The sequence below is a fragment of the Mucilaginibacter dorajii genome (assembly GCF_024808255.1).
GTDB lineage: Bacteria > Bacteroidota > Bacteroidia > Sphingobacteriales > Sphingobacteriaceae > Mucilaginibacter > Mucilaginibacter dorajii.
Genome location: NZ_JANTYS010000016.1, coordinates 130,901 through 151,751 on the forward strand (window position 1 = coordinate 130,901; position 20,851 = coordinate 151,751).

20 protein-coding genes are annotated in these 20,851 nt (G+C 41.1%); 11 read left to right on the top strand and 9 right to left on the bottom strand.

From position 1 onward, the window contains the following. Positions 1–23 precede the first annotated feature (23 nt). From FHS10_RS20495 to FHS10_RS20525, 7 genes are all read left to right on the top strand, one after another. A complete protein-coding gene (locus FHS10_RS20495) occupies positions 24–611 on the top strand; it encodes an RNA polymerase sigma factor (protein WP_259094113.1) in 588 nt (195 codons plus the stop codon). Further along, positions 608–2,293 carry a porin family protein gene (locus FHS10_RS20500; RefSeq protein ID WP_259094114.1) on the top strand — a complete coding sequence of 562 codons (1,686 nt, stop codon included), beginning with the start codon at positions 608–610 and terminating at the stop codon, positions 2,291–2,293. The genes FHS10_RS20495 and FHS10_RS20500 overlap by 4 nt, the downstream gene beginning before the upstream one ends. Before the next feature lie 90 nt (positions 2,294–2,383). Beyond that, positions 2,384–3,097 (top strand): 3'-5' exonuclease, encoded by a 714-nt coding sequence (locus FHS10_RS20505; protein WP_259094116.1) that lies wholly within the window; start codon positions 2,384–2,386, stop codon positions 3,095–3,097. Beyond that, a complete protein-coding gene (locus tag FHS10_RS20510; protein WP_259094118.1) occupies positions 3,097–4,812 on the top strand; it encodes an ABC transporter ATP-binding protein in 1,716 nt (571 codons plus the stop codon). The genes FHS10_RS20505 and FHS10_RS20510 overlap by 1 nt, the downstream gene beginning before the upstream one ends. Positions 4,813–5,465: 653 nt before the next feature. Then, the gene (gene rnr / locus FHS10_RS20515) at positions 5,466–7,604 is read left to right on the top strand and encodes a ribonuclease R (RefSeq protein WP_259094120.1); all 2,139 of its coding nucleotides are present in this window, start codon (positions 5,466–5,468) and stop codon (positions 7,602–7,604) included. Positions 7,605–7,745: 141 nt separating this feature from the next. After that, on the top strand, positions 7,746–8,720 hold the full coding sequence (locus FHS10_RS20520) for a polyprenyl synthetase family protein (protein WP_259094122.1): 975 nt from the start codon (positions 7,746–7,748) through the stop codon (positions 8,718–8,720). 114 nt (positions 8,721–8,834) lie between these two features. Next, entirely contained in the window at positions 8,835–10,379 is a 1,545-nt protein-coding gene (locus FHS10_RS20525; RefSeq protein ID WP_259094123.1) for a M1 family metallopeptidase, read from the top strand. 423 nt (positions 10,380–10,802) lie between these two features. Here FHS10_RS20525 and rpmA read toward each other — a convergent pair whose 3' ends face one another. The 5 genes from rpmA to FHS10_RS20550 all read right to left on the bottom strand — a co-directional run bounded on the left by rpmA (position 10,803) and on the right by FHS10_RS20550 (position 14,081). After that, positions 10,803–11,213, bottom strand: coding sequence for a 50S ribosomal protein L27 (gene rpmA / locus FHS10_RS29240; RefSeq protein WP_310504198.1), 411 nt, complete (start codon positions 11,211–11,213; stop codon positions 10,803–10,805). A 50-nt stretch (positions 11,214–11,263) separates the two neighbouring features. Next, a complete protein-coding gene (rplU, locus tag FHS10_RS20535) occupies positions 11,264–11,572 on the bottom strand; it encodes a 50S ribosomal protein L21 (RefSeq protein ID WP_259094125.1) in 309 nt (102 codons plus the stop codon). 75 nt (positions 11,573–11,647) lie between these two features. Beyond that, positions 11,648–12,067 carry a hypothetical protein gene (locus tag FHS10_RS20540; RefSeq protein ID WP_259094127.1) on the bottom strand — a complete coding sequence of 140 codons (420 nt, stop codon included), beginning with the start codon at positions 12,065–12,067 and terminating at the stop codon, positions 11,648–11,650. 175 nt (positions 12,068–12,242) lie between these two features. Then, positions 12,243–12,626, bottom strand: a complete 384-nt coding sequence (locus FHS10_RS20545; RefSeq protein ID WP_259094129.1) for a four helix bundle protein — start codon at positions 12,624–12,626, stop codon at positions 12,243–12,245. Between the two features lie 78 nt (positions 12,627–12,704). Continuing rightward, complete coding sequence (locus tag FHS10_RS20550; protein ID WP_259094130.1) at positions 12,705–14,081, bottom strand: dicarboxylate/amino acid:cation symporter; 1,377 nt, start codon at positions 14,079–14,081, stop codon at positions 12,705–12,707. 190 nt (positions 14,082–14,271) lie between these two features. Here FHS10_RS20550 and FHS10_RS20555 point away from each other — a divergent pair, with 190 nt between their 5' ends. Genes FHS10_RS20555 through FHS10_RS20570 form a run of 4 tightly spaced genes read left to right on the top strand, consistent with a single transcriptional unit; the run spans position 14,272 to position 16,476 of the window. Further along, the gene (locus tag FHS10_RS20555) at positions 14,272–14,799 is read left to right on the top strand and encodes a hypothetical protein (RefSeq protein WP_259094132.1); all 528 of its coding nucleotides are present in this window, start codon (positions 14,272–14,274) and stop codon (positions 14,797–14,799) included. Positions 14,800–14,842: 43 nt separating this feature from the next. Beyond that, positions 14,843–15,340 carry an RNA polymerase sigma factor gene (locus FHS10_RS20560; protein WP_184543351.1) on the top strand — a complete coding sequence of 166 codons (498 nt, stop codon included), beginning with the start codon at positions 14,843–14,845 and terminating at the stop codon, positions 15,338–15,340. Further along, on the top strand, positions 15,327–15,917 hold the full coding sequence (locus FHS10_RS20565) for a 6TM ABC transporter family protein (protein WP_259094136.1): 591 nt from the start codon (positions 15,327–15,329) through the stop codon (positions 15,915–15,917). The genes FHS10_RS20560 and FHS10_RS20565 overlap by 14 nt, the downstream gene beginning before the upstream one ends. Positions 15,918–15,948: 31 nt before the next feature. Then, positions 15,949–16,476 (top strand): GNAT family N-acetyltransferase, encoded by a 528-nt coding sequence (locus FHS10_RS20570; protein WP_259094139.1) that lies wholly within the window; start codon positions 15,949–15,951, stop codon positions 16,474–16,476. Here FHS10_RS20570 and FHS10_RS20575 read toward each other — a convergent pair whose 3' ends face one another. From FHS10_RS20575 to FHS10_RS20590, 4 genes are all read right to left on the bottom strand, one after another. Then, the gene (locus tag FHS10_RS20575; RefSeq protein ID WP_259094141.1) at positions 16,477–17,178 is read right to left on the bottom strand and encodes a LytR/AlgR family response regulator transcription factor; all 702 of its coding nucleotides are present in this window, start codon (positions 17,176–17,178) and stop codon (positions 16,477–16,479) included. 2 nt (positions 17,179–17,180) lie between these two features. Then, a complete protein-coding gene (locus FHS10_RS20580; protein WP_259094143.1) occupies positions 17,181–18,206 on the bottom strand; it encodes a sensor histidine kinase in 1,026 nt (341 codons plus the stop codon). 108 nt (positions 18,207–18,314) lie between these two features. Beyond that, positions 18,315–19,556 carry an acyltransferase family protein gene (locus FHS10_RS20585; protein ID WP_259094146.1) on the bottom strand — a complete coding sequence of 414 codons (1,242 nt, stop codon included), beginning with the start codon at positions 19,554–19,556 and terminating at the stop codon, positions 18,315–18,317. 168 nt (positions 19,557–19,724) lie between these two features. Next, on the bottom strand, positions 19,725–20,522 hold the full coding sequence (locus tag FHS10_RS20590; protein WP_259094148.1) for a Fic family protein: 798 nt from the start codon (positions 20,520–20,522) through the stop codon (positions 19,725–19,727). Positions 20,523–20,851: the final 329 nt, after the last annotated feature.

The window sequence follows — 20,851 nt, forward strand, 5'->3', positions numbered from 1 at the left end:
ACTTATAAGTGCGATTTTTTTGAATGGATCTACCCAAAAAACAGGCAGAAAAGCTGGTAAAAGGATGTGTTGATAACGACCGAACGGCGCAGGAAACCTTGTACAAGCTGTTTCATGCCGATATGCTCCGCGTATGCTATAACTATTTGCCAGATAAAGAATTGGCTAAAGAAGCCTTTAATGCCGGATTTTTAAAGGTTTTTGTATCCTTAAAAAACTTTGATCTCACCAAAGGCGAGTTAGGTGGCTGGATAAGAAAGATCATGATCTACACCTCAATAGATCTGTGCCGAAAAGAATTGAAATTCAACACCAATAACACCACCGAGATTAGAGAAGACGATCATTTTATTACGCCATCTGTTTTAGAAAAACTGCAGTTCGAAGATATCCTGCAAAACATCCGCACTTTGCCGCTGGCAACCCAAACCGTTTTTAACCTATCTGTATTGGATGGTTTTACCCATAAAGAAATAGGCGAACAATTAAATATAAGTGAGGGCACATCGCGCTGGCACTTAGCCGAAGCTAAAAGAAAATTAAGATCACTGCTTGAACCAACTGCAGAACAAAACAATCAGCCGAAAGAAAGGAGTGAAAAAACAAAATGAAAAATTCGTTAAACTACCTTAATCTTTGGCAACAAAAACGCAATGAGCTGCCGGTAACAGATAGTGTTCAAACCGACTGGATGCAAATGCAAAGCCAATTGGATATATTGATGCCGGTTACATCTGCTCCTACATCACCTAAAAGCACTAAGACACTTAAGGCATCAAAGATTTTAAAAACGATCAAAGCATTTAAAACATTGATCCTACTTGTTTCAACATCGGCAATTTTCTTTACAGGTCTTTATATATTTCACCATTCTCACAAAATAAAACACAACCAACAAGAAAAGCAACACAAAAAACAACCCGCTTATATTATCACTGATAGTTTAAAAACCGTTGATTCGTTAAACAGGATTGACAGTTTAGGCCGTAAACCCGATAGTTTATCGCTTGTAAATTCACCACTGGGAAATAGCAATAGTTCAGCTGCGAATAAATCGGATAGCACCTCAACTAACAGAAATTTGGCCGGGAATAGGGCAGGTACACATGAAAATAGAACAGGTCAAACCGCATCGCCTTTAAACAAAAACGCAGGATCATCTGTCGTTAGTAGAAGTCAAAACGCAATAAATCGTTCTAATGCGGGAAATCATAATAATTATATAAACCAGGTTACTACAAACAAATCCGCAACCAACGGCAGCAATATTTTTAGTCTTAATAACAATGGCTTATACAGCGCAGGGGGCGCTTTAGGTTATCAAAATGGGAGCAAGCAAAATAAAGGATATCAACCACTTGTATTAGCTGCAAATTTTCAGACATCGCAGCATTTGATCCCGAATCTTGATAGTGTGCAGGCAGACGTAAATAATTACTTCACACAGCCCGCCCTAAGCAATAGACTACTGCCTTCCTTTAATGCTAATCAAAACAACTATCCGGCAAAACAAAGTTCGGCGGCGATAAATGCTATTGTGAGTAAGATCAGAAAAGCACCTACGGAAACAGTAAAAACTACTCAAAAAGATAAAAACGGGAAGAAGGAAAAAACCGCGAAACCCAGATCGGCATCGCCAATTAACATGGACTGGGGCTTGCTGGCAGGTACTAATAGTTCGGGCAGTTTTACACCTAAAAAACAAAACAGTAACTTTTATGGCAGTCTCCCGGTCGATCTAAACTTTGGTTTATATGGTACTTATCACATTAATGATAAATGGGCAATAAATGTACAGGCAAGGGCTTTAAATCCGCAAAACATCAGCGGCTCCTATTCGCATGCAAACGGAGCCAAGGCAGATAGTGGCGCGGTAGATTCAGGCAAGGCAATCAAAGTAACCGATAGCCGTAAAGCGTATTTTGTAAGTGTACCTATTCACCTGGTGTATAGGGTTAACAATTACCTGAGCATAAAAGGCGGCCCTGTTATCAATATCCCCGTTAAGCAATTGGCCGGCACTACAAGCCTTACACCCTTAGCTATAAAAAAAGATACTTCCTATTATACATCCGTGACCAACCAGTTAAAAAACACGCGTTATACCCCGGCTATCAATTTCAGTTTATCAGTTGGTGTAGCTCTGCAATATAACCGATTCAGCTTTGAGGCCACTTATTTGAAAAGTATTAGCGGGTATAAAGTCAATTCGGACTTTGGCAGCTATAAATCAAATCCCGGCTCCATACAGTTAGGCATAGGTTTTCAATTAAACAAACCTAAAAACAGGTAAAATTTACATCCGCATAACCTAAAACACCGGCCTAAACCTTATCATAATTTAAAACAATCATTATATTGCCCCGGTAAAATTTAACGTCACATGCTTGAGCAGTATGATCTGCATAATTTGCTGGTAATTGATATTGAAACTGTGCCGCAGTACAGTACACATGATGAGGTACCACCTCACCTGCAAAAGCTATGGGATTTAAAAACCCAATATCAACGTAAAGACGAAACGGCCGAAAACTATTATGAACGTGCAGGCATCTGGGCCGAGTTTGGTAAAATAGTTTGTATTTCGGCCGGTATTTTTACCGGCACTAAGGATGCAATTGGTTTGCGGATAAAATCATTTGCAGGGCATGATGAAAAAGAATTGCTTACCAAATTTTCGGCTTTATTGTTTAGCCTGTCTGCTAACCTGGTTATGGTTGCCCATAACGGCAAGGAGTTTGATTTTCCGTATATATGCCGCAGGTTATTGGTCAACGGTTTGCCTTTTCCACCACAGTTACAATTGGCGGGCAAAAAACCATGGGAGATCATCCACCTGGATACCATGGAGCTTTGGAAATTTGGCGACTATAAAAACTACACCTCTTTAAACCTGCTTACGGCTATTTTTGATATCCCTACCCCAAAAGATGACATTGATGGCAGTATGGTTGGCCATGTTTACTGGAACGAGCAGCAGCTTGACAGGATTTGTACCTACTGCCAAAAAGATGTGGTAGCTACTGCGCAACTTATAAGACGTTATCGTGGCGAAGATTTGATTAAGGACGAGATGATAACCATAGTTGCCCCATAATGCTGAAAGTAAAAGATCTTAAGGTTAGTTTTAAAACCGCTGAAGGCTTATTTGAAGCAGTAAAGGGCATCTCCTTCAATTTAAAAAAAGGCGAAACGATAGGCATAGTCGGCGAATCCGGCTCGGGCAAATCGGTTACCTCCCTGGCATTGATGCGTTTGTTGAATGCAGAGCAAACGGTGCTTGAAGGCGAAGTATTACTAAACGATATAAGCCTTTGCAAACTGCCTGAAGCCGAGATGCGCCACATCCGTGGTAACCGTATGGCGATGATCTTCCAGGAACCGATGACCTCGCTTAACCCGGTGCTTACCTGCGGTTTTCAGCTTACTGAAGCTATCAGGCTGCACCTTGGTGTTTCTAAAGCGGAAGCAAAAACCAAAACTATCGAGCTTTTTAAGGAAGTGCAACTCCCCCGCCCCGAAGCTATTTTTGATAGCTACCCACACCAAATTTCGGGCGGGCAAAAGCAAAGGGTGATGATAGCCATGGCTCTTTCCTGTAATCCCGAAATCCTGATTGCTGATGAGCCTACCACTGCGCTTGATGTTACCGTACAAAAAACAATCATCGAGTTATTGCTTAATTTGAAAGCGATAAGAGATATGAGCCTGATATTTATTTCGCACGACCTGGGCGTAATCAAAGAAATTGCCGACCGCGTGATGGTGATGTACAAAGGCGAAATTGTGGAAGAAGCCAGCGTCACTGACCTGTTTAGCAATCCCCAACACCCCTATACCAAAGGACTATTAGCCTGTAGGCCATCACCAGGTTTACATTTAAAGAAACTGCCTATTGTGGCTGATTTTTTTGATGGAGGAGATAGCTCAGCAGACAAACTATCTGCTACCATCGAGAGCATCAGGGCAAAATATAACTACCCCGCGCAGGAAATTGAAGATAGAAAAGCGGCCTTGTACAAGCAATCGCCATTATTAAAAATTGATCAGCTATCTACCTGGTTCCCGGTAAAAAACGGGTTGTTTGGGCAATCAAACAAAGTGGTTAAAGCTGTAAACAATGTAAGCTTTGACGTTTACCCAGGCGAGACCCTTGGTCTGGTAGGCGAATCGGGCTGTGGCAAAACCACCCTGGGGCGAAGCATTTTAAGGCTGATAGAACCTACAGCCGGCAATATCAGCTTTGAAAACACCGATTTACGGAGCCTGAAAAAGAACGACCTGCGCGAGATTCGCCGAAATATCCAGATCATTTTCCAGGACCCTTACTCATCATTAAACCCAAGGCTTACGGTCGGTCAATCATTAATGGAGCCTTTGCAGGTGCACCAGTTTTACGCCAACAATACCAAACGCAAAAAACACGTACTGGATCTGTTGGAGCGTGTAAACCTGCTGCCCGAGCATTTTAACCGTTACCCGCATGAGTTTTCGGGCGGACAAAGGCAGCGTATTGTAATAGCGAGGGCATTGGCACTACAGCCTAAATTTATCATTTGTGATGAATCGGTATCGGCCCTTGACGTATCTGTACAGGCACAGGTGCTAAACCTTATCCGCGAATTACAGCAGGAGTTTAAGCTCACCTATATTTTCATCTCGCATGACCTGGCGGTGATCAAACACATCTCGGACAGGATGATGGTGATGAACAAAGGCGAGATCATTGAAACCGGGTATCCCGATGATATTTATTATAATCCGAAGGAAGAATATACTAAGAAATTGATTGCTTCGATACCGCAGGGGTAAATAAGTTGGCGGGGTTATGCTCCGCTGGAGCATAATTCTTCTCATTTTATTATTCCTACAAAGCTTTTGTTCCTCTGGAACAGCCAATCGAGTGCGCGAAATTTAAAATCGAGTTTGCGGAAACGATAACACCCCAGAGGGGTGAATGCTTTGTAGACAATCAAAACCCCAATTTTAGAACTCCAGAGGAGTTCAACCTAACACATGCTAATTTATCAACCAGCATCGCAATTGAACCTGTTAAAACCAGGGAAATCGCTGTTACCCACAAGTAATGAATTCGTGTTATCTTAAGACGCTTTTTTTGAGTTAGACACGAATGTCCGCTGACATTGCGCCATACGTCAGTTTAGTGTCAACCTTGCCAAAATATAACACATTGATTGATATGTAATTATAAAATAAATTTCCGAAATATGTTAAGTTATGTTAACCCTGGTTAGAAGCGTTTGCCCTGTAGCACAAATTAAAATGTGATTGAAAAAATTCGTGAAATTAGTTATAATCTATCTTGCGGGCAGTTAAATTCGTGTTTACTCAACTCTTAGCTTGTGAGAAAATAAAGTTAAATATTAAAAGCGATTTCCCTTCTATTGAAACAGCCCCTTATTTCCAAACGCTATATTTCCGTATCTTAGCGCAAATACTTTTGTATGTCTAAAAAAAAGAAAAATAACTCATCTATAGTACAGGTACTCACCCAAATGGTGCTTGATATATTTGAACAAAACGGCAATACGCCACTCAATTACAAACAAGTTTCTGCTAAATTAAACGTTCGCGATCCCGAATCGCGCGAAATCATATTTGATATTTTAAAGGATGAGGCTTTTAAATCTGTATTAAAAGAAGTTTCACCGGGCAAATTCCAGCTGCTTGAACTTAAAACCTTTGTTGAAGGCAAGGTTGATCTTACAAATGATGGTTCGGCATTTATTATTACCGACGACGAGCTTGAAACAGATATTTTTGTAGCGCCACGCAAACTCCGTAACGCCCTCAACGGCGACCGTGTAAAGGTTTATGTATACGCCAAAAGCAAAGGCAAACGTAAAGAAGGCGAGATCATCGAAATCCTTCAACGTGCCAAAATGGAGTTTACCGGTATTGTTAAACTTTCTGAGCGCTTCGCGTTTTTCATCCCCGATGATCGTAAAATGATGCACGACATTTTTATCCCCATGAGCGAGCTTAACGGGGCTAAAAATGGAATTAAAGCGGTAGCCGAGATCACCGATTGGCCGGTTGACGCCAAAAACCCCATCGGTAGAATCAAGCACATTCTTGGCGCACAAGGCGAGAATGATACCGAAATGAACGCTATCCTGGCCGAATACGGATTTCCGCTATCATTCCCCGCCGAGGTTGAACACGAATCTGGAGAAATTTCTGATGTGATCAGCCAAGAGGAGATTGCCCGCCGACGGGATTTCAGGGATATCACCACTTTTACTATCGACCCTTTTGATGCCAAAGATTTTGATGATGCCCTATCCTTCAAAGTATTGGAGAATGGCAATTACGAAGTTGGTGTGCACATTGCCGATGTATCGCACTATATCATTCCAGATTCGGCTTTAGATAAGGAAGCGCTTGACCGTGCCACCTCTGTTTACCTGGTAGATAGGGTAATCCCGATGCTGCCCGAGCGTTTATCAAACGGCCTGTGCTCGCTGCGCCCCAAGGAAGAGAAACTATGTTTCTCGGCAGTTTTTGAGCTGGATGAAAATGCATTTATCCAAACCGAATGGTATGGAAAAACCATCATTTACTCGGACAGGCGATTTACCTACGAGGAAGTACAGGAAGTAATTGAAAACCAGGAAGGCGATTTTAAAGACGAGATCCTGAAGCTAAATGCCCTGGCTTATAAACTGCGCGACCGTAAATTCAAAAACGGCGCTATCAGCTTTGAAACCACCGAAGTTAAATTTAAACTGGATGAAACCGGCAAACCTATAGGCGTATATGTAAAGGAACGTAAAGATGCCCATAAACTCATTGAAGACTTTATGCTGCTGGCCAACCGTAAGGTAGCCGAGCATGTAAGCAAAATGGGCAAAGGCAAACATAAATACACCTTTGTTTACCGCGCGCATGATTCACCTAAGCCCGACGCATTAGCCAACTTTGCACAGTTTGCTGCAAGGTTTGGTTATAAGATCAATACCAAATCTGACAAGGAAACAGCCAAATCCCTCAACTTTTTAATGGAAGATGTGGAGGGCAAAAAGGAGCAAAACGTGCTTACGCATTTGGCAATCCGATCAATGGCTAAAGCTATTTATACCACCAAAACCAGCAGCCATTACGGTTTGGCTTTTGATCATTATACGCACTTTACCTCGCCCATTCGCCGGTACCCGGACGTGATGGTTCACCGGTTGTTGTTTCACTATTTAAATGGCGGTCAATCGGCCAATGCCGATCATTATGAAAAGCTGTGCAGCCACAGTTCGCAAATGGAGAAAAAGGCTGCCGATGCCGAACGTGCGTCTGTTAAATACAAACAGGCCGAATACCTCAAAGATCAGGTTGGCAATATGTTTACCGGCATTATTTCGGGCGTTACAGAGTGGGGTATGTATGTGGAGATCATCGAAAATAAATGCGAGGGCATGATCCGCCTACGCGATATATCTGACGATTTTTATACTTTGGACGAGAAAAACTATTGCATCATCGGGCAGCGTAAAAAGAAAATTTACCAGTTGGGCGATGAAGTAAGGATCAGGGTTAAAAATGTTGATTTGACCAAAAAACAGATAGATTTTTCCTTAGTACAGGATTGAGGGTTGTTGATTAAGTGAATGGTTGATTAGGTTAGATTAAGTTGATTGAGTTTGTAAAAACATGTGATCAACTCATTTAACCTAATCAACTTAATCCAACTCAATCAACTTAATCTAACCCAATCAACTATTAACCAATACATGAAACAACTTACAGAACTACATGGCCTGGTGAGCAGGGCCGTAGATACACTTACCTTTCCTGAATACCCTGCTGATCTTTACGAACCTATAAGTTATATACTGGCGCTGGGCGGCAAGCGCCTGCGACCTGCCCTGCTGCTCATGGCCTGCGATTTATTTGGCGGTGATGTGGAAAGCGCCATTGAACCTGCCCTGGCTATTGAAGTGTTTCACAATTTTACGCTGATGCATGATGATATCATGGATAAGGCGCCCCTGCGCCGTGGTAAAGTTACCGTACACGAAAAGTGGAATGCCAACGTGGCTATCCTCTCCGGCGACGCGATGATGGTAGAGGCCAATAAGCTGATGATGATGGTTGACGACGCCATTTTGCGCCCCGTAATGAATGTTTTTAACGAAACAGCCATCGGCGTATGCGAAGGCCAGCAAATTGACATGAGTTTTGAGCAGCGCAATAATGTAGAGATAGATGAATACATCAACATGATCCGCCTTAAAACGGCCGTGCTGTTGGGCGGCACGCTTAAAATAGGCTCGATCATTGGCGGTGCCGGGGAAGAAGATGCGCAGCTGCTGTATAATTTTGGCGTTAACCTGGGCATAGCCTTCCAGTTACAGGATGACATTTTAGATGTTTACGGCGACCCGGAAAAATTTGGTAAGCAGGTTGGCGGCGATATCCTATCCAACAAAAAAACGTATCTGCTCATCAAGGCGCTTGAGCTTGCTAAAGGCGATCAGGCCACCGAACTGGGCAACTGGTTAAGCATTGAGCAATTTGATGCTGCAGGGAAAGTTAAAGCCGTTACGGCTATATACAACGAATTAGATATCAGGCAATATGCCGAACGCGCCATGCAAAACTATGCTGAGCGTGCTTTTGACGCGCTCGACAAGATTAATCTACCCGAGGACCGCCGCCAATACCTGCGTCAGTTTGCTGATAATTTGCTGGTAAGGGAGTATTGATTATATTTAGGGATGAAGAAGACTTTGCTACAGCTTGTCAATCCCTTTCCATGTATCAGAAATTAAACGAAAAATAAATTCTTAGTACTTGCTGCAATTATTCTAACCAATCAATTGCATGCCCAAACGCTAACCTCGGGTGGTAAACTAAAACCCGAGCAGGCTATTATGGATGTAAGGCATTACACCATTTCACTGGCGGTTGATCCCGTTCAAAAAACGATTGATGGCTTTACTACCATCGATGTGATCATGGCGCAGCCTACAAAAGTCTTGCTTTTTGACCTGCTGGATTCTTTGAAGATCAGCAATGTACTGGTAAACGGCAAAATGGAGGCTTATACTTATCAAAATAACCTCATTACCATTAATACCGCTAAGGAATTGCCTGCCGGTAAGGCAAGCATAAAGGTTGTTTACGGTGGCAAGCCGCATGTGGCCCGTCGCCCGCCATGGGATGATGGCTTCATATGGGCCAAGGATTCAACCGGCCATGCCTGGGTAGCCATTACTGCCGAAGGAACCGGTGGTAAACTATATTTCCCTTGTAAGGACCATCCTTCTGATGAGCCCAATGAAGGTGTCGATATGATCATCACTGTGCCTAAAGAATTGGTGGTTTGCGGTCCGGGTTTGTTGCAAAAGGTTACCAAACAAAACAACACCGCAACCTATCATTGGAAAACAAACTACAGCATCAACAATTACAGCATCCTGTTTAATGCCGGCGACTATACCGTCGTGAACAGGCAATACAAAACTGTTGATAGACATATCGTTCCTATTCAGTTTTATGTATTAAAAGAAGACGCTTCAAAGGCCAACCATCATTTGGATATTTTTGAGCGCACCATCCACATCCAGGAAAAATATTTTGGCGAATATCCATGGGCCAAAGAAAAGATAGGTATAGCCGAAACGCCACACTTAGGTATGGAGCACCAAACCATGAATGCCTACGGTAATAAATTCAGGTACACTAAACTGGCAGGTCAGGACTTTGACTGGCTGATGCACCATGAGTTTGGGCACGAATGGTGGGGCAACAAAGTAACCGCTAAAGACTGGGCCGATTACTGGATTCACGAGGGCATCTGTACCTTCGGTGATGCCATGCCAATCCGCGACCTGGAGGGTGAAAAAGCTTACAATAAACATTTCGCGCAAGCCTCGCTTTCATTTGGTAACAAGATTCCTTTGGTGGTTGGTAAGGATATTGATGAGGAAGCAGCTTATAATAGCGATATCTACGGCAAAGGCGCATTCTTTATGCACACACTCAGGTATATTATGGGTGATAGCGTTTTCTTCCCAACTATAAAAGGCTTTGTAACCGATCCTAAATACACATACAGCAACCTGGTTACCACTGCCGATGTACAGGAGTATTTCAGCAAGGCTGCAGGCATCGATCTTAAACCATTGTTTGATCTTTATATCTACTCCATCAATAAACTTGAGGTGCATGTGAAGGCCCTGCCCCGTGATATGTACCTGGTGCAGTTGCAAAATATAGATATGCCATTACCTGTTGACATCACTGCTGATGGCGTTACCAAACGCTATACGCTTGATAAAAAAGGCATCAGGATAAAGAGCACTACAATGCCGGTTGTTGACCCGGATACTTTTTATTTGAAAAAGCTGATTATTGAGTAAATGAAGGGCGCTAAAGGCAACTATCAAGTACTCTCCGAAAAAAAAGAGATAATGTTATGCAATTGCGAGATAGGAAGCAATTATCCACTTTACAGACCTACTCTAAAATAGGCTCTATAAAGTTGAAAGTTATTTATCCGCAATACGTCCTACGCTGGCAAGGCGTAAATTTCGCGAAATTCTAAAGTTGGAATCACAATATAAAGCCATGTCATTGCGAGGTACAAAGCAATCGCGGACTTGCAAATCCGCCGTGTAAAGTATGAGATTGCTTCGTACCTCGCAATGACATGGAGGAGTCTACAAATATTGATTACTAACGGTTAATCCGGCACCTTTAAATAGCATCCAAAAACCTTCTTAAACTAAAAAATCCCTGATCAATGCGACCAGGGATTTTTAATATCTAAAAGTTTTTGCTAATTACTCAGCTGCTGCTTCGTCAGTATCTGCTGCTTTTTTAGCTTTAGGTGCTGCTGCTTTCTTTGCTTTTGGAGCTTCTTCAGTAACTTCTGCTGCAACCGGTGCAGGTGCTGCTACCGCTTTTGGAGCTGGTGCTGCAACTTCGGCAGTTTCTGTTGCAACAGGAACTACAGAAACATAAGAACGGTTATCAGCTTTTTTGCGGAAAACTACGTGACCATCAGCTAATGCAAATAAGGTATGATCTTTACCGATACCTACGTTAACGCCTGGGTTGTGTTTAGTACCACGTTGACGAACGATGATGTTACCCGCGATTGCTGGCTGACCACCGAAAATTTTGATACCTAAACGTTTGCTATGCGACTCGCGGCCGTTTCTGGAACTACCGGCCCCTTTTTTGTGTGCCATTGTTTATATCTTTTATGAGCTGATAAATCGGCTCGGTTTAAAACTTTAAATTATAATGTGATACCAGTGATCTCGATCTTGGTAAATTGTTGACGGTGACCGTTTTTCTTTTTGTAACCTTTTCTACGTTTCTTTTTGAAAACGATTACTTTATCACCTTTTAAATGAGACAAGATCTTAGCTGAAACTTTAGCACCACTCAAATCAGAACCTAATTTGAATGAACCTTCATTTTCTGCTAACAATACACTGTCAAATTCAATACTAGCGCCTTCTTCACCTTGTAACCTGTGTACAAAGATCTGCTGGTCTTTTGCAACCTTAAATTGCTGTCCGGCTATACTTACTATTGCGTACATGTTTGTTAATTATTGTTTTAAAATTCGAGGTGCAAATATAGGGATTGGTTATTTAATAAACAACCCCATACCCTATTATTTTTTCAGCCTGTTTTCGGCTGTAGTTAAACTCTGGTCTATTTCCTTGATCAATTGTTTGTTGGCATCAACCAGTTTCGGGTCACCGCCATAGTTTGAGTCAAAAACCACGCGTTTACTTTTCTTTTTGTATTTAAACTCAATGATGTAACGTACAGGCTTTTCTTTGCTGGCAGTATCGCCTGTTTCATCCGCAGGAAAATCCCAGAAACCCAGGTCGGCAGCTTTATGGTGCAGGTATAACAAGTCGTCGCTGGTTAACCTTAAATGGATTTTCACCAAAGAGTCTCTTTTGTTTAGGTACTGGTAATCACCGGTTTTAGAATCGTACTTATTGATCAGGCTATCTTTAATACCGTACTCAATAGAAAGCGACTGAAAATCAGAATACCGGTAAGGCGCGTTCTTGATCATCATACTATAATAATAAACGCAGTACACTATAAATGGCACCACAACGACCAGGAAAAGGAATATTTTTTTTGAATTTGAAGACATATGTTAATTATTGAATTATTGAGTTATAAAGAAATTAGCGAGTTAGTGAATTAGTGAGTTAGTGATTGTTAGAAAAAGAGTTTTGAATTAGTGGTTATGCCTTAGTTTTGTTAACCGTTACAGTTTTACGAGAGGCCGAAACGATTCTTAATATTTGGTTGGCCTCGTCTATTAAAGATTCTATTTCTGATGGTTTAACGATTTCTGCTTCGATTAGCACTTCCATCCAGAAAACAGATTCGTCGGCTTCTTCAACTACAATAGATAGTTTCGCATGAAACTCAGCTTGCGATCTTGCCCTACATGCGGCTCTGTAATTGGCACCAACTGATGAAGATGACCGTAATAATTGCCTGCCAATTATCTTTGCCTCCTCTGTTTTAGGTAAGGTTTTAAAAAACTTGATATTGTCTACAACAAACTTTTTTGTTCTTTTCCTAAAAGCCTCCGCAAAATCTACCGTCGCATTATTTGCCATTATTTTATGGTATTAGAGTTACCTATTTAACAAGTTGAGATTCGATAAAAATCACTAACTCACTAATTCACCAACTCACTAATTGTTAAGCTCCCCTTCCCATTTGCTTACCACAGCCGTTGCCATAGCATTACCAAGCACGTTAGTTGCCGACCGTCCCATATCCAATATCGGATCAATTCCTATCAACAGAAACAACCCTGCTTCCGGGATATTGAACATGGATAATGTACCTGCAATAACTACTAACGAAGCCCTTGGTACGCCCGCTACACCTTTGCTGGTAAGCATTAATACCAACAGCATTGATAACTGGTGCCCAAAGGATAAATGAATATCATAAGATTGCGCCAGGAACAACGAGGCAAAGGTCATATACATCATAGAGCCATCCAGGTTAAACGAATAGCCCAATGGCAATACAAAGCTTACAATCTTATTGCTACAGCCAAAGCGCTCCAGCTCAACCAAAACTTTGGGGTACGCGGCCTCACTTGTTGAAGTGCTAAATGCAATTAGCATAGCATCTTTAATACTGTTGATGAGTTTGAATACCGGCTTGCGCAGTACGATGAATCCGGCCAGTATAATAATGAGCCACAGCAGTACCAGCGAAAAATAAAACTCGCCTATAAAAATACCATAGGTTGAAAGTACCCCCAGTCCTTGCTTGGCTATTACGGCGGTTATGGCACCAAATACAGCTACGGGGGCCAGTTTCATTACATAGCCGGTAATTTTCATGATCACATGCGCTATGGCATCCATCGCTTTGATTACAATTTTGCCCTGTTCACCAATAGCCGCTGTAGCAATGCCAAAGAACATGGCAAACACCACAATCTGCAAGATTTCGTTATCAGCCATTGATTTAATAAAACTCGTAGGGAAAACGTGCCCGATAAACTCGCTAAATGACAACGCCGACTTTTTGATCCCGGTACTCAAATGACTATCGGGCAATGGCAAATGCATGGTTTTGCCAGGTTCAAACAAGTTAACCAGCAGCATCCCCAATAATAAGGAAACCAACGTAGCGCTAATGAACCACAACATGGTTTTACCTCCAATACGCCCTACCGCTTTGATATCCCCTACTTTGGCCACGCCAACAACCAGGGTGGTAAATACCAATGGCGCGACAACCATTTTAATAAGGTTAAGGAATATCTTACTTAAAATATTGAAAAACTCCAGCTTATCCTCGCGCAGGGTATTATTATCCTGCTGTGCCTTTACCAGGCTTGCCCTTTGCGTTTTAAGGGTTTTATAAACGGCAGTTGTGGTATCTGCCGATGCAGCCAAACTTTTATCAATGGTTTTAATGCCGGCTTCGGCAGTGCTGATATTGATATTAATGCTTTTAATTACATTGGTATTGTAAATATTACCCAATATCACACCCAAAACAAGGGCGATAAAAATATACAGCGTCAGTCTGTTTTTTGTCTGCATCGATTTTATTGAAGCCGTAAAAGTACGAAAGAGAGTCAAGAATTAAGAATCAAGAGTTAAGACAAAAGGCAGCATATCGATATTAAGGACACTACCAGCGTTGCAAACCCGGTTTTATTTTCCTTCCTGATTCCTGACTCTTAACTCTTGATTCTATTTTTTCCGTATTTTGGCTCGATTTAATAACAAAATGACGGTAACTACCTACGGATTGCAGCATATCAAAAAAGAAATTCAGCACCTGCCTAATGAGCAGATAGCGGAGTTGCTGCTGCGTTTGGCCCGTTATAAAAAGGAGAATAAAGAGCTGTTGGCCTACCTGTTGTTTGAAGCTCATGATGAGGCCGCCTTTATTGAAAAAGTAAAAGCCGAGGCCGGTTTTATGTTTAGCCAGCTGCCTTCGCTAAGTTATAACGCGGCTAAAGGCATGCGTAAAATTTTACGGTTACTGGGCAAATACACTAAATTTATGGCGTCAAAACCGGCAGAGATAGAGTTGCTGTTAAACTTTTGCAGTAACTATTTAGAGTATGCCGACAAGCGCACATCGTACAAACCTATCCGGTTGATACTGACAAGGCAGGTAGAAAAGGTAAAAGGACTGATTGGAAAACTGCATGAAGACCTGCAGTATGATTATGCAGACAGCTACAACATGTTAATAGCCGACGCTGAAAAAAAATTGAACTGGTTTAAAAAGAGTGATTACTTGTTGTAACATATTTACCTGCCGGTAATCTAAAAATAAAAATCTATTAACAGTGGCCAACAAAGAAGCAGCGTTCAAGCAAATATATGAAGCTAATTCTAAGAAGATATTTCACCTGTGCTATGGTTATACCGGCGATGATGATGCCGCGAACGACCTTTTGCAGGAGACCTTTTTAAAAGTATGGCAAAACCTGGATAAATTCCGCAACCAGGCAATGATCTCTACCTGGATTTACCGTATAGCGGTAAATACCTGTTTGACATATCTCCGATCGGAGAAGCGGCAAGCCAAAGATGAGCTTACCGACCAAATAGCCGAAACTAAACGCGAAGAATTTTCTGAAAAGAACGAGCAGGTGGCTCTTTTATATAAGTGTATTTCAAAACTGGAAGAATCAGAAAGAATAATTATAACATTGGTACTTGATGAAGTACCGTACCCCGAGATAGCAGACGTCTCGGGGATATCGGAAGGGAATTTGAGGGTGAAAATTTATCGTATTAAACAAAAGTTAACAGAATTATATAACCAGTATGAAAGACTTTGATCATTTGATGTCGGTTTGGCAGGGACAGCCAAAGCAAGATCAGCTTTCAGTGGATGAGGTGCTGAAGCAGGTAAAGAAGGGAATCCGCGGCATAACTAATAAGTTGTACTGGACAATAGTGGCCATGGTGGCTATCACCATATTTGCGGCCATAGTAACATTTTTTCTGGCGTTTAAATCAACAGTTACCACGGCGGGCATTTTAATAGTATTGGTTACTATGCTCATGTACCTGTCATTAACCGTTAGGCATTATCACATTTTGGGCAAGCACGATGCTACCCTTAATCCATCAGAATATTTAGAAAGCTTAAAAGAATATCAAAAAACACGTTCACGAGTAATAGGCTGGTTTTATTATATCTACATCCTGCTCATCAGCGCCGGGCTTGCGCTGTATTTTATTGAGGTGCTGGAAAATTCATCCCTGGCGTTTAAAATAGGCACCTACAGTTCAATTATCATCTGGTTTTTGTTTACCACTTTTTATTTGAAACCCCGGATGTTTAAAAACGAGGAAGAAAAGCTAAACCTGATGATAGATAGATTAGTGAGGTTAAAAGAACAATTTGATTAAGTATTATTGCGCCGTAATTTTCAATTAAATAATGACGGATAATACCATTACCCTGCACCAGGTAACGCTGGCCGATGCAGACACACTGCTAACGATAAGCCGCGATACTTTCTTTTATTTTTTTGGCCCGCTTAATGAACCGGCCAATATGGATGCTTACGCTGCCAAATCTTTTACCCCTGAGCGCATTCGCGCCGAAATTGAAAACCCAGGTTCTAAATTTTATTTCGCGATGATTGATGGCGAAGTTGCAGGTTACCTCAAATTAAATTTTGAGGAAGCACAAAGCGAATTTCAAGAGAAAGACGCCTTGGAAGTTGAACGTATTTATGTTGCAAAAGAGCATCATGGCAAAAAAATTGGCCAATACCTTTTAAATTTTGCCACCCAAACGGCTATCGACCAAAACATGAGCTACATATGGCTTGGTGTTTGGGAACATAACCATAACGCCATCGGCTTTTACCAACACCACGGCTTTACTGTATTTGCCAACCATCCCTTTATGTTAGGCAGCGATTTGCAGAACGATTTGCTGATGAAAAAGCAATTGAAATAACTAAAGCTTATTTTGATTGATGAGGTTATGGATCACCTGCTCGCGCAGTTGCCTGCTTATAGGCACCTGGTGTTCGCCTATGTTTAAGGTGTTGCCTTCTATTGATGTGATTTTGTCCTTTGCTATAATGTATGATTTATGCGTTTGTAAAAAGCTGCGTTGGGGTAATTTATCGGCAAAGGCTTTTAAGGTACTATGGGTAATTACCTTTTTGTTTTTAGTATAAATTTCAAGATAGTTTTCCATCCCCTTAATATAAAGTACGTCCTCAAACAAGATCTTTTCAAGCTTGCCCTCGCTTTTTACAAACAGGTAAGTGGCTTCTGTTTGGGCATTCCTCAGGTCGAAATAATCTTTAGCTTTAAAAGCGGCCTTCATAAACCGTTCAAAAGAGATCGGCTTAAGCAGGTAATCAAGCACATCCAGGTCGAAGCCATCAGTAGCATACTCTTTAAAGGCAGTTGTAAAGATCACTTTTGGCGGTTTTGGTAACGATTTGATAAAATCAACCCCGCTTAAATGCGGCATCTGAATATCCAGAAAAAGCAAATCGACAGGCTGCTGCATGAGCATAGCACCCAGTTCCATGGCATCTTCGCATTGCGCCTTCAAGTCTAAAAAATTGGTTTTGGCAACGTAACCTTCCAATCCTTTTCGGGCAAAAGGCTCATCATCGGTAATAATACAAGTGATGGGCTTCATGTTTAAAGTTTTATTTTTAGTTCGGCTATATAACAATCACCCTGTAAGCCGGCATTTAATTGGTGTTTATCGGGATAAAGCAAATGTAGCCTTCGTCTTAGATTTTCAAGCCCTATGCCGCTAAACTCTGTAGATGATTTTAACAGATCGGGTACGTTATTACTTACTGTAAATACCACTTGGCTATCAATAAGCTTAGCGCTGATATTTAATTGATACTTCCCCCCAACATATTTAAAAGCATTTTCAACCAGCGGCAGCATCAGCAAAGGATAAACCTGCTGATCTGTTAACTGCTCGTCAAAGCTTACCTGCAATTCCATTTTATCACTTACCCGTATTTTCTGCAGTTCGATGTAATTTTCAAGGTATTCCAACTCTTGTGTTACAGTCACCAAAAGCTGCTGATCATACAACTGATAACGCAACAAGTTTGATAGCAGCTCGGTACTCTTTTTTGCGCCGGGCACATCTTCATCCATCTGGAAATAAATAGTATTTAAAGCATTGAACAAAAGGTGAGGATGATACTGGGCTTTTAAAAATTTCAGTTCGGTTTCCAGCTGATCGTTAGTTAGTTTTTCTAACTGAATTTTATTAACAACATAAGCTTTTAACCAGGTGCTGCTGCGTGCTATGCCGTAATAAATGATGGCATATAAGGTTGGTATCATGGTGAGGTCTGCAAGATCCCCCCAGGAGAGGCCATCGTCAGTCAATGCTGCCATAGGAGTAAATATCAGGTTTACCAAAATTAGATTAGCAAACACCAGTATAATTAATTCTCTTACTACTCCCCGATAATTAAATCGCAGTGGCCAGCGCCTGTCATAAAACCGAAAGAGCCACTCAAATATATATATGCCTGCATAGCCAACCAATACACTACAGCTCATTTCAAGGATATTTAAACCCCAGTCTCTTTTCCAAAACATTTCATCATGTTCAGTATCATGCAGCAGCCTTACGGTAAAATATACCAGCAGGCCGTACAAAGCAGGGAAAATATATCTCCTAAAAAACTTCATGGGAAAAGAGTTAAGAATCAAGAGTTAAGACTAAGGCTGTAATTTGATCTTGTTTAAGGTATAATAATTGTTTTTACTATGCAAATTTGCTTACCTGGCAACTCAATTTCATACGGCGGATGTAGTAAATGGTTCCCGGCTGTCAAGCTTTTCCAGTTCAACAACATCTTCTTGATTCTTGACTCTTGGTTCTTGACTCTTCCCCAAAGGTTTCATTCCGAATAAGAACCGGCTTACAGCATATGGGCGGATGAATAAATGATACGTTAAAACAGTTACAAAAAAAGTGATACCCACCGTATAAATATACTTTGAAAGAATGCTTTCATTTTGCGTTTGTACTATATAATACGCTATCAAAACAATAACCGTTTGATGCAGGATATAAAAGGGATACACAGCCTGGTTAAGATAGTTAAGGCTTTTATGAGGGCGGTTAAGGTAACGTTTACCATAGCCTACCAAAGCAAGCACCCATCCCCAGGCAATTATTGGCCGAAGGGCTGTAAAAGCATAGCTAAACATAATATTTTGAAATGGCCAGCCTGCATGTTCTGGTTCAATTCCATTCCAGCGCATCACTTCCCAGGTTATCAAACTTAAAAAACCAATGGCTAACGCAAAACGACGGTTCCGCTCCAGGCTATCCATTAGTTTGGGTTGAAGGATACAGATAAAACCCGCCAATACAAATAGTAGCCAGTATATAAAATAGCTGCCATCATGAATCAGATCGTTTGTTTCGGGCAAATCCCAGCTGGTAAAAGTAAACCATAAAATTCCGGGTAGCATTAACACATAAACCGATTTTCCCTTTGCCAAAATAGCCAGGCTTTGTTTAAAACCGTCGCTTTGGGGCGATACCATCCAGGCAAACACGGGCGCGAATATGAGGTCATAAATAAACAAATAGGCAATAAACCAAAGGTGGTGCCAGCTAAAACTTCCTTTAGGATAAGGTATAAAGTTAAATACACTCGCGTAAAAATGCCAATAGCTGCCGTGATAACCATGCGCAAGCCTTTCCATGTAAATCTGAGGCGGAACAATGATAAACATGCCAACCAAAAGTGGTATAAAAAGCCTGCGGAAACGTAAGCCGATGAAGTTTAAAGTAGATCGCCGCTGCATCATGTAGTAACTCACGGTACCAGAAATAAAAAAGAGCAGCGGCATGCGAAAAAGGTGCAAAAAATGATTGGATTCCATCATCAGGTTACTGGTTTGGGCATTTTTGATATGCCAGCCATCTTCGGCCACAAAAGGCATGGCCGAATGAAAAAATAATACACCGATGATGGATATGATCCTGAGCCAATCGAGGTAGGTTTGTCGTTGTGTGGTTTCCATAATTTGTTCTTTTTATCAAAAAAAGCAACTGAAAACCAACTGATAAAAATAGTTTGACCAATGGTTGTAAAGCTTTGACAAACGGAGGAAAAAGAGGCAAGAGATTAGAATCAAGAATTAAGACAGAAAGGTATCGGGGTGCCTTTTAAATTTTTTCTGCTTAAGCAATCAAAACAGAAAGCTAAATCCGCCACCTTTGGGTGGCCTTTGCATTTCGGTGAATTTTTCAATTTCACGGGTAAGTAAAAACGAATATTCGCCTGCCATAAATTCACGAAATATTTCGATATTTTCTTGTTCGCGGGTGTCAATTAACGCCTGAATATAAGAAGCTTTGTTTTCACTTTGAACTATAGCTAAAGGTAAATGGTAATAGGCCTGGATATAATTCATCAAAAGTCTTGATGTTCGGCCATTTCCATCATAATATGGGTGGATACTTACCAAATTAAAATGCGCGTCAAATGAAAGATTAAGTTGCTCTGTTATTGATAATGGCGTTGCCATAGCATCGTTGAGTTTTTTTACCAGACCGGTTGTCAACCTTTCAACCTTGTCGAAATTTGGAAAGTATGAAATGCCCGCTGTTACATTGCCTTTTCGAAATGCTCCTGTACGCGCATCTACAGTGCCGAGAATGGTATTGTAAACCTTGCCTGTACTTTTCATTATCAGCGAATTAATTTCCTGTAAAAGACCAATAGTTAGCGGCTTTTTTTGGTTTGCACTTTCAATGGTAAACAACAAAGCTGCGTGATGATCGGTTACCATCAAACTCTCATGCAAAGGTTTACCTTTAGGAGTTAAGCCCTCATTAATTAAAACCTGGGCTTCCACCTCGGTCAATGTCGATCCTTCTATCCGGGTTGAATGGTGGTCAATAGCAATCAGATTGAACCTGTTATGGTCAATCACATCTGCTATTGCCAGATCATTATATTGTTTTATCAGCTTAACCAGTTCCATCGCTATGTACCGCGAAAATACTTATAAGTTTTAATATGTGACGATTTCGTCATAGGGCAACCAGGGAAATCGCTTTTAAAGATTTGCATAGCAAAAGGTAGCTCCTATGGAGCAAAAAAGCATAAATTACTTGTTCTACAAATAGGTAGCCGCCATGCGGCATTGAATATTTAATAAGATGAAAGAATGCCGCATAGCGGCTACCTATTTGTAGAAAGAAAAGAAACAGACAAGATGAGGCTGTATCATAAATCATGATCAGCCTCTTTTTTATTACTAATGTTTTATTGCTGTAAATTCAAATATCTATTTATTGTTTAATTTGTTTT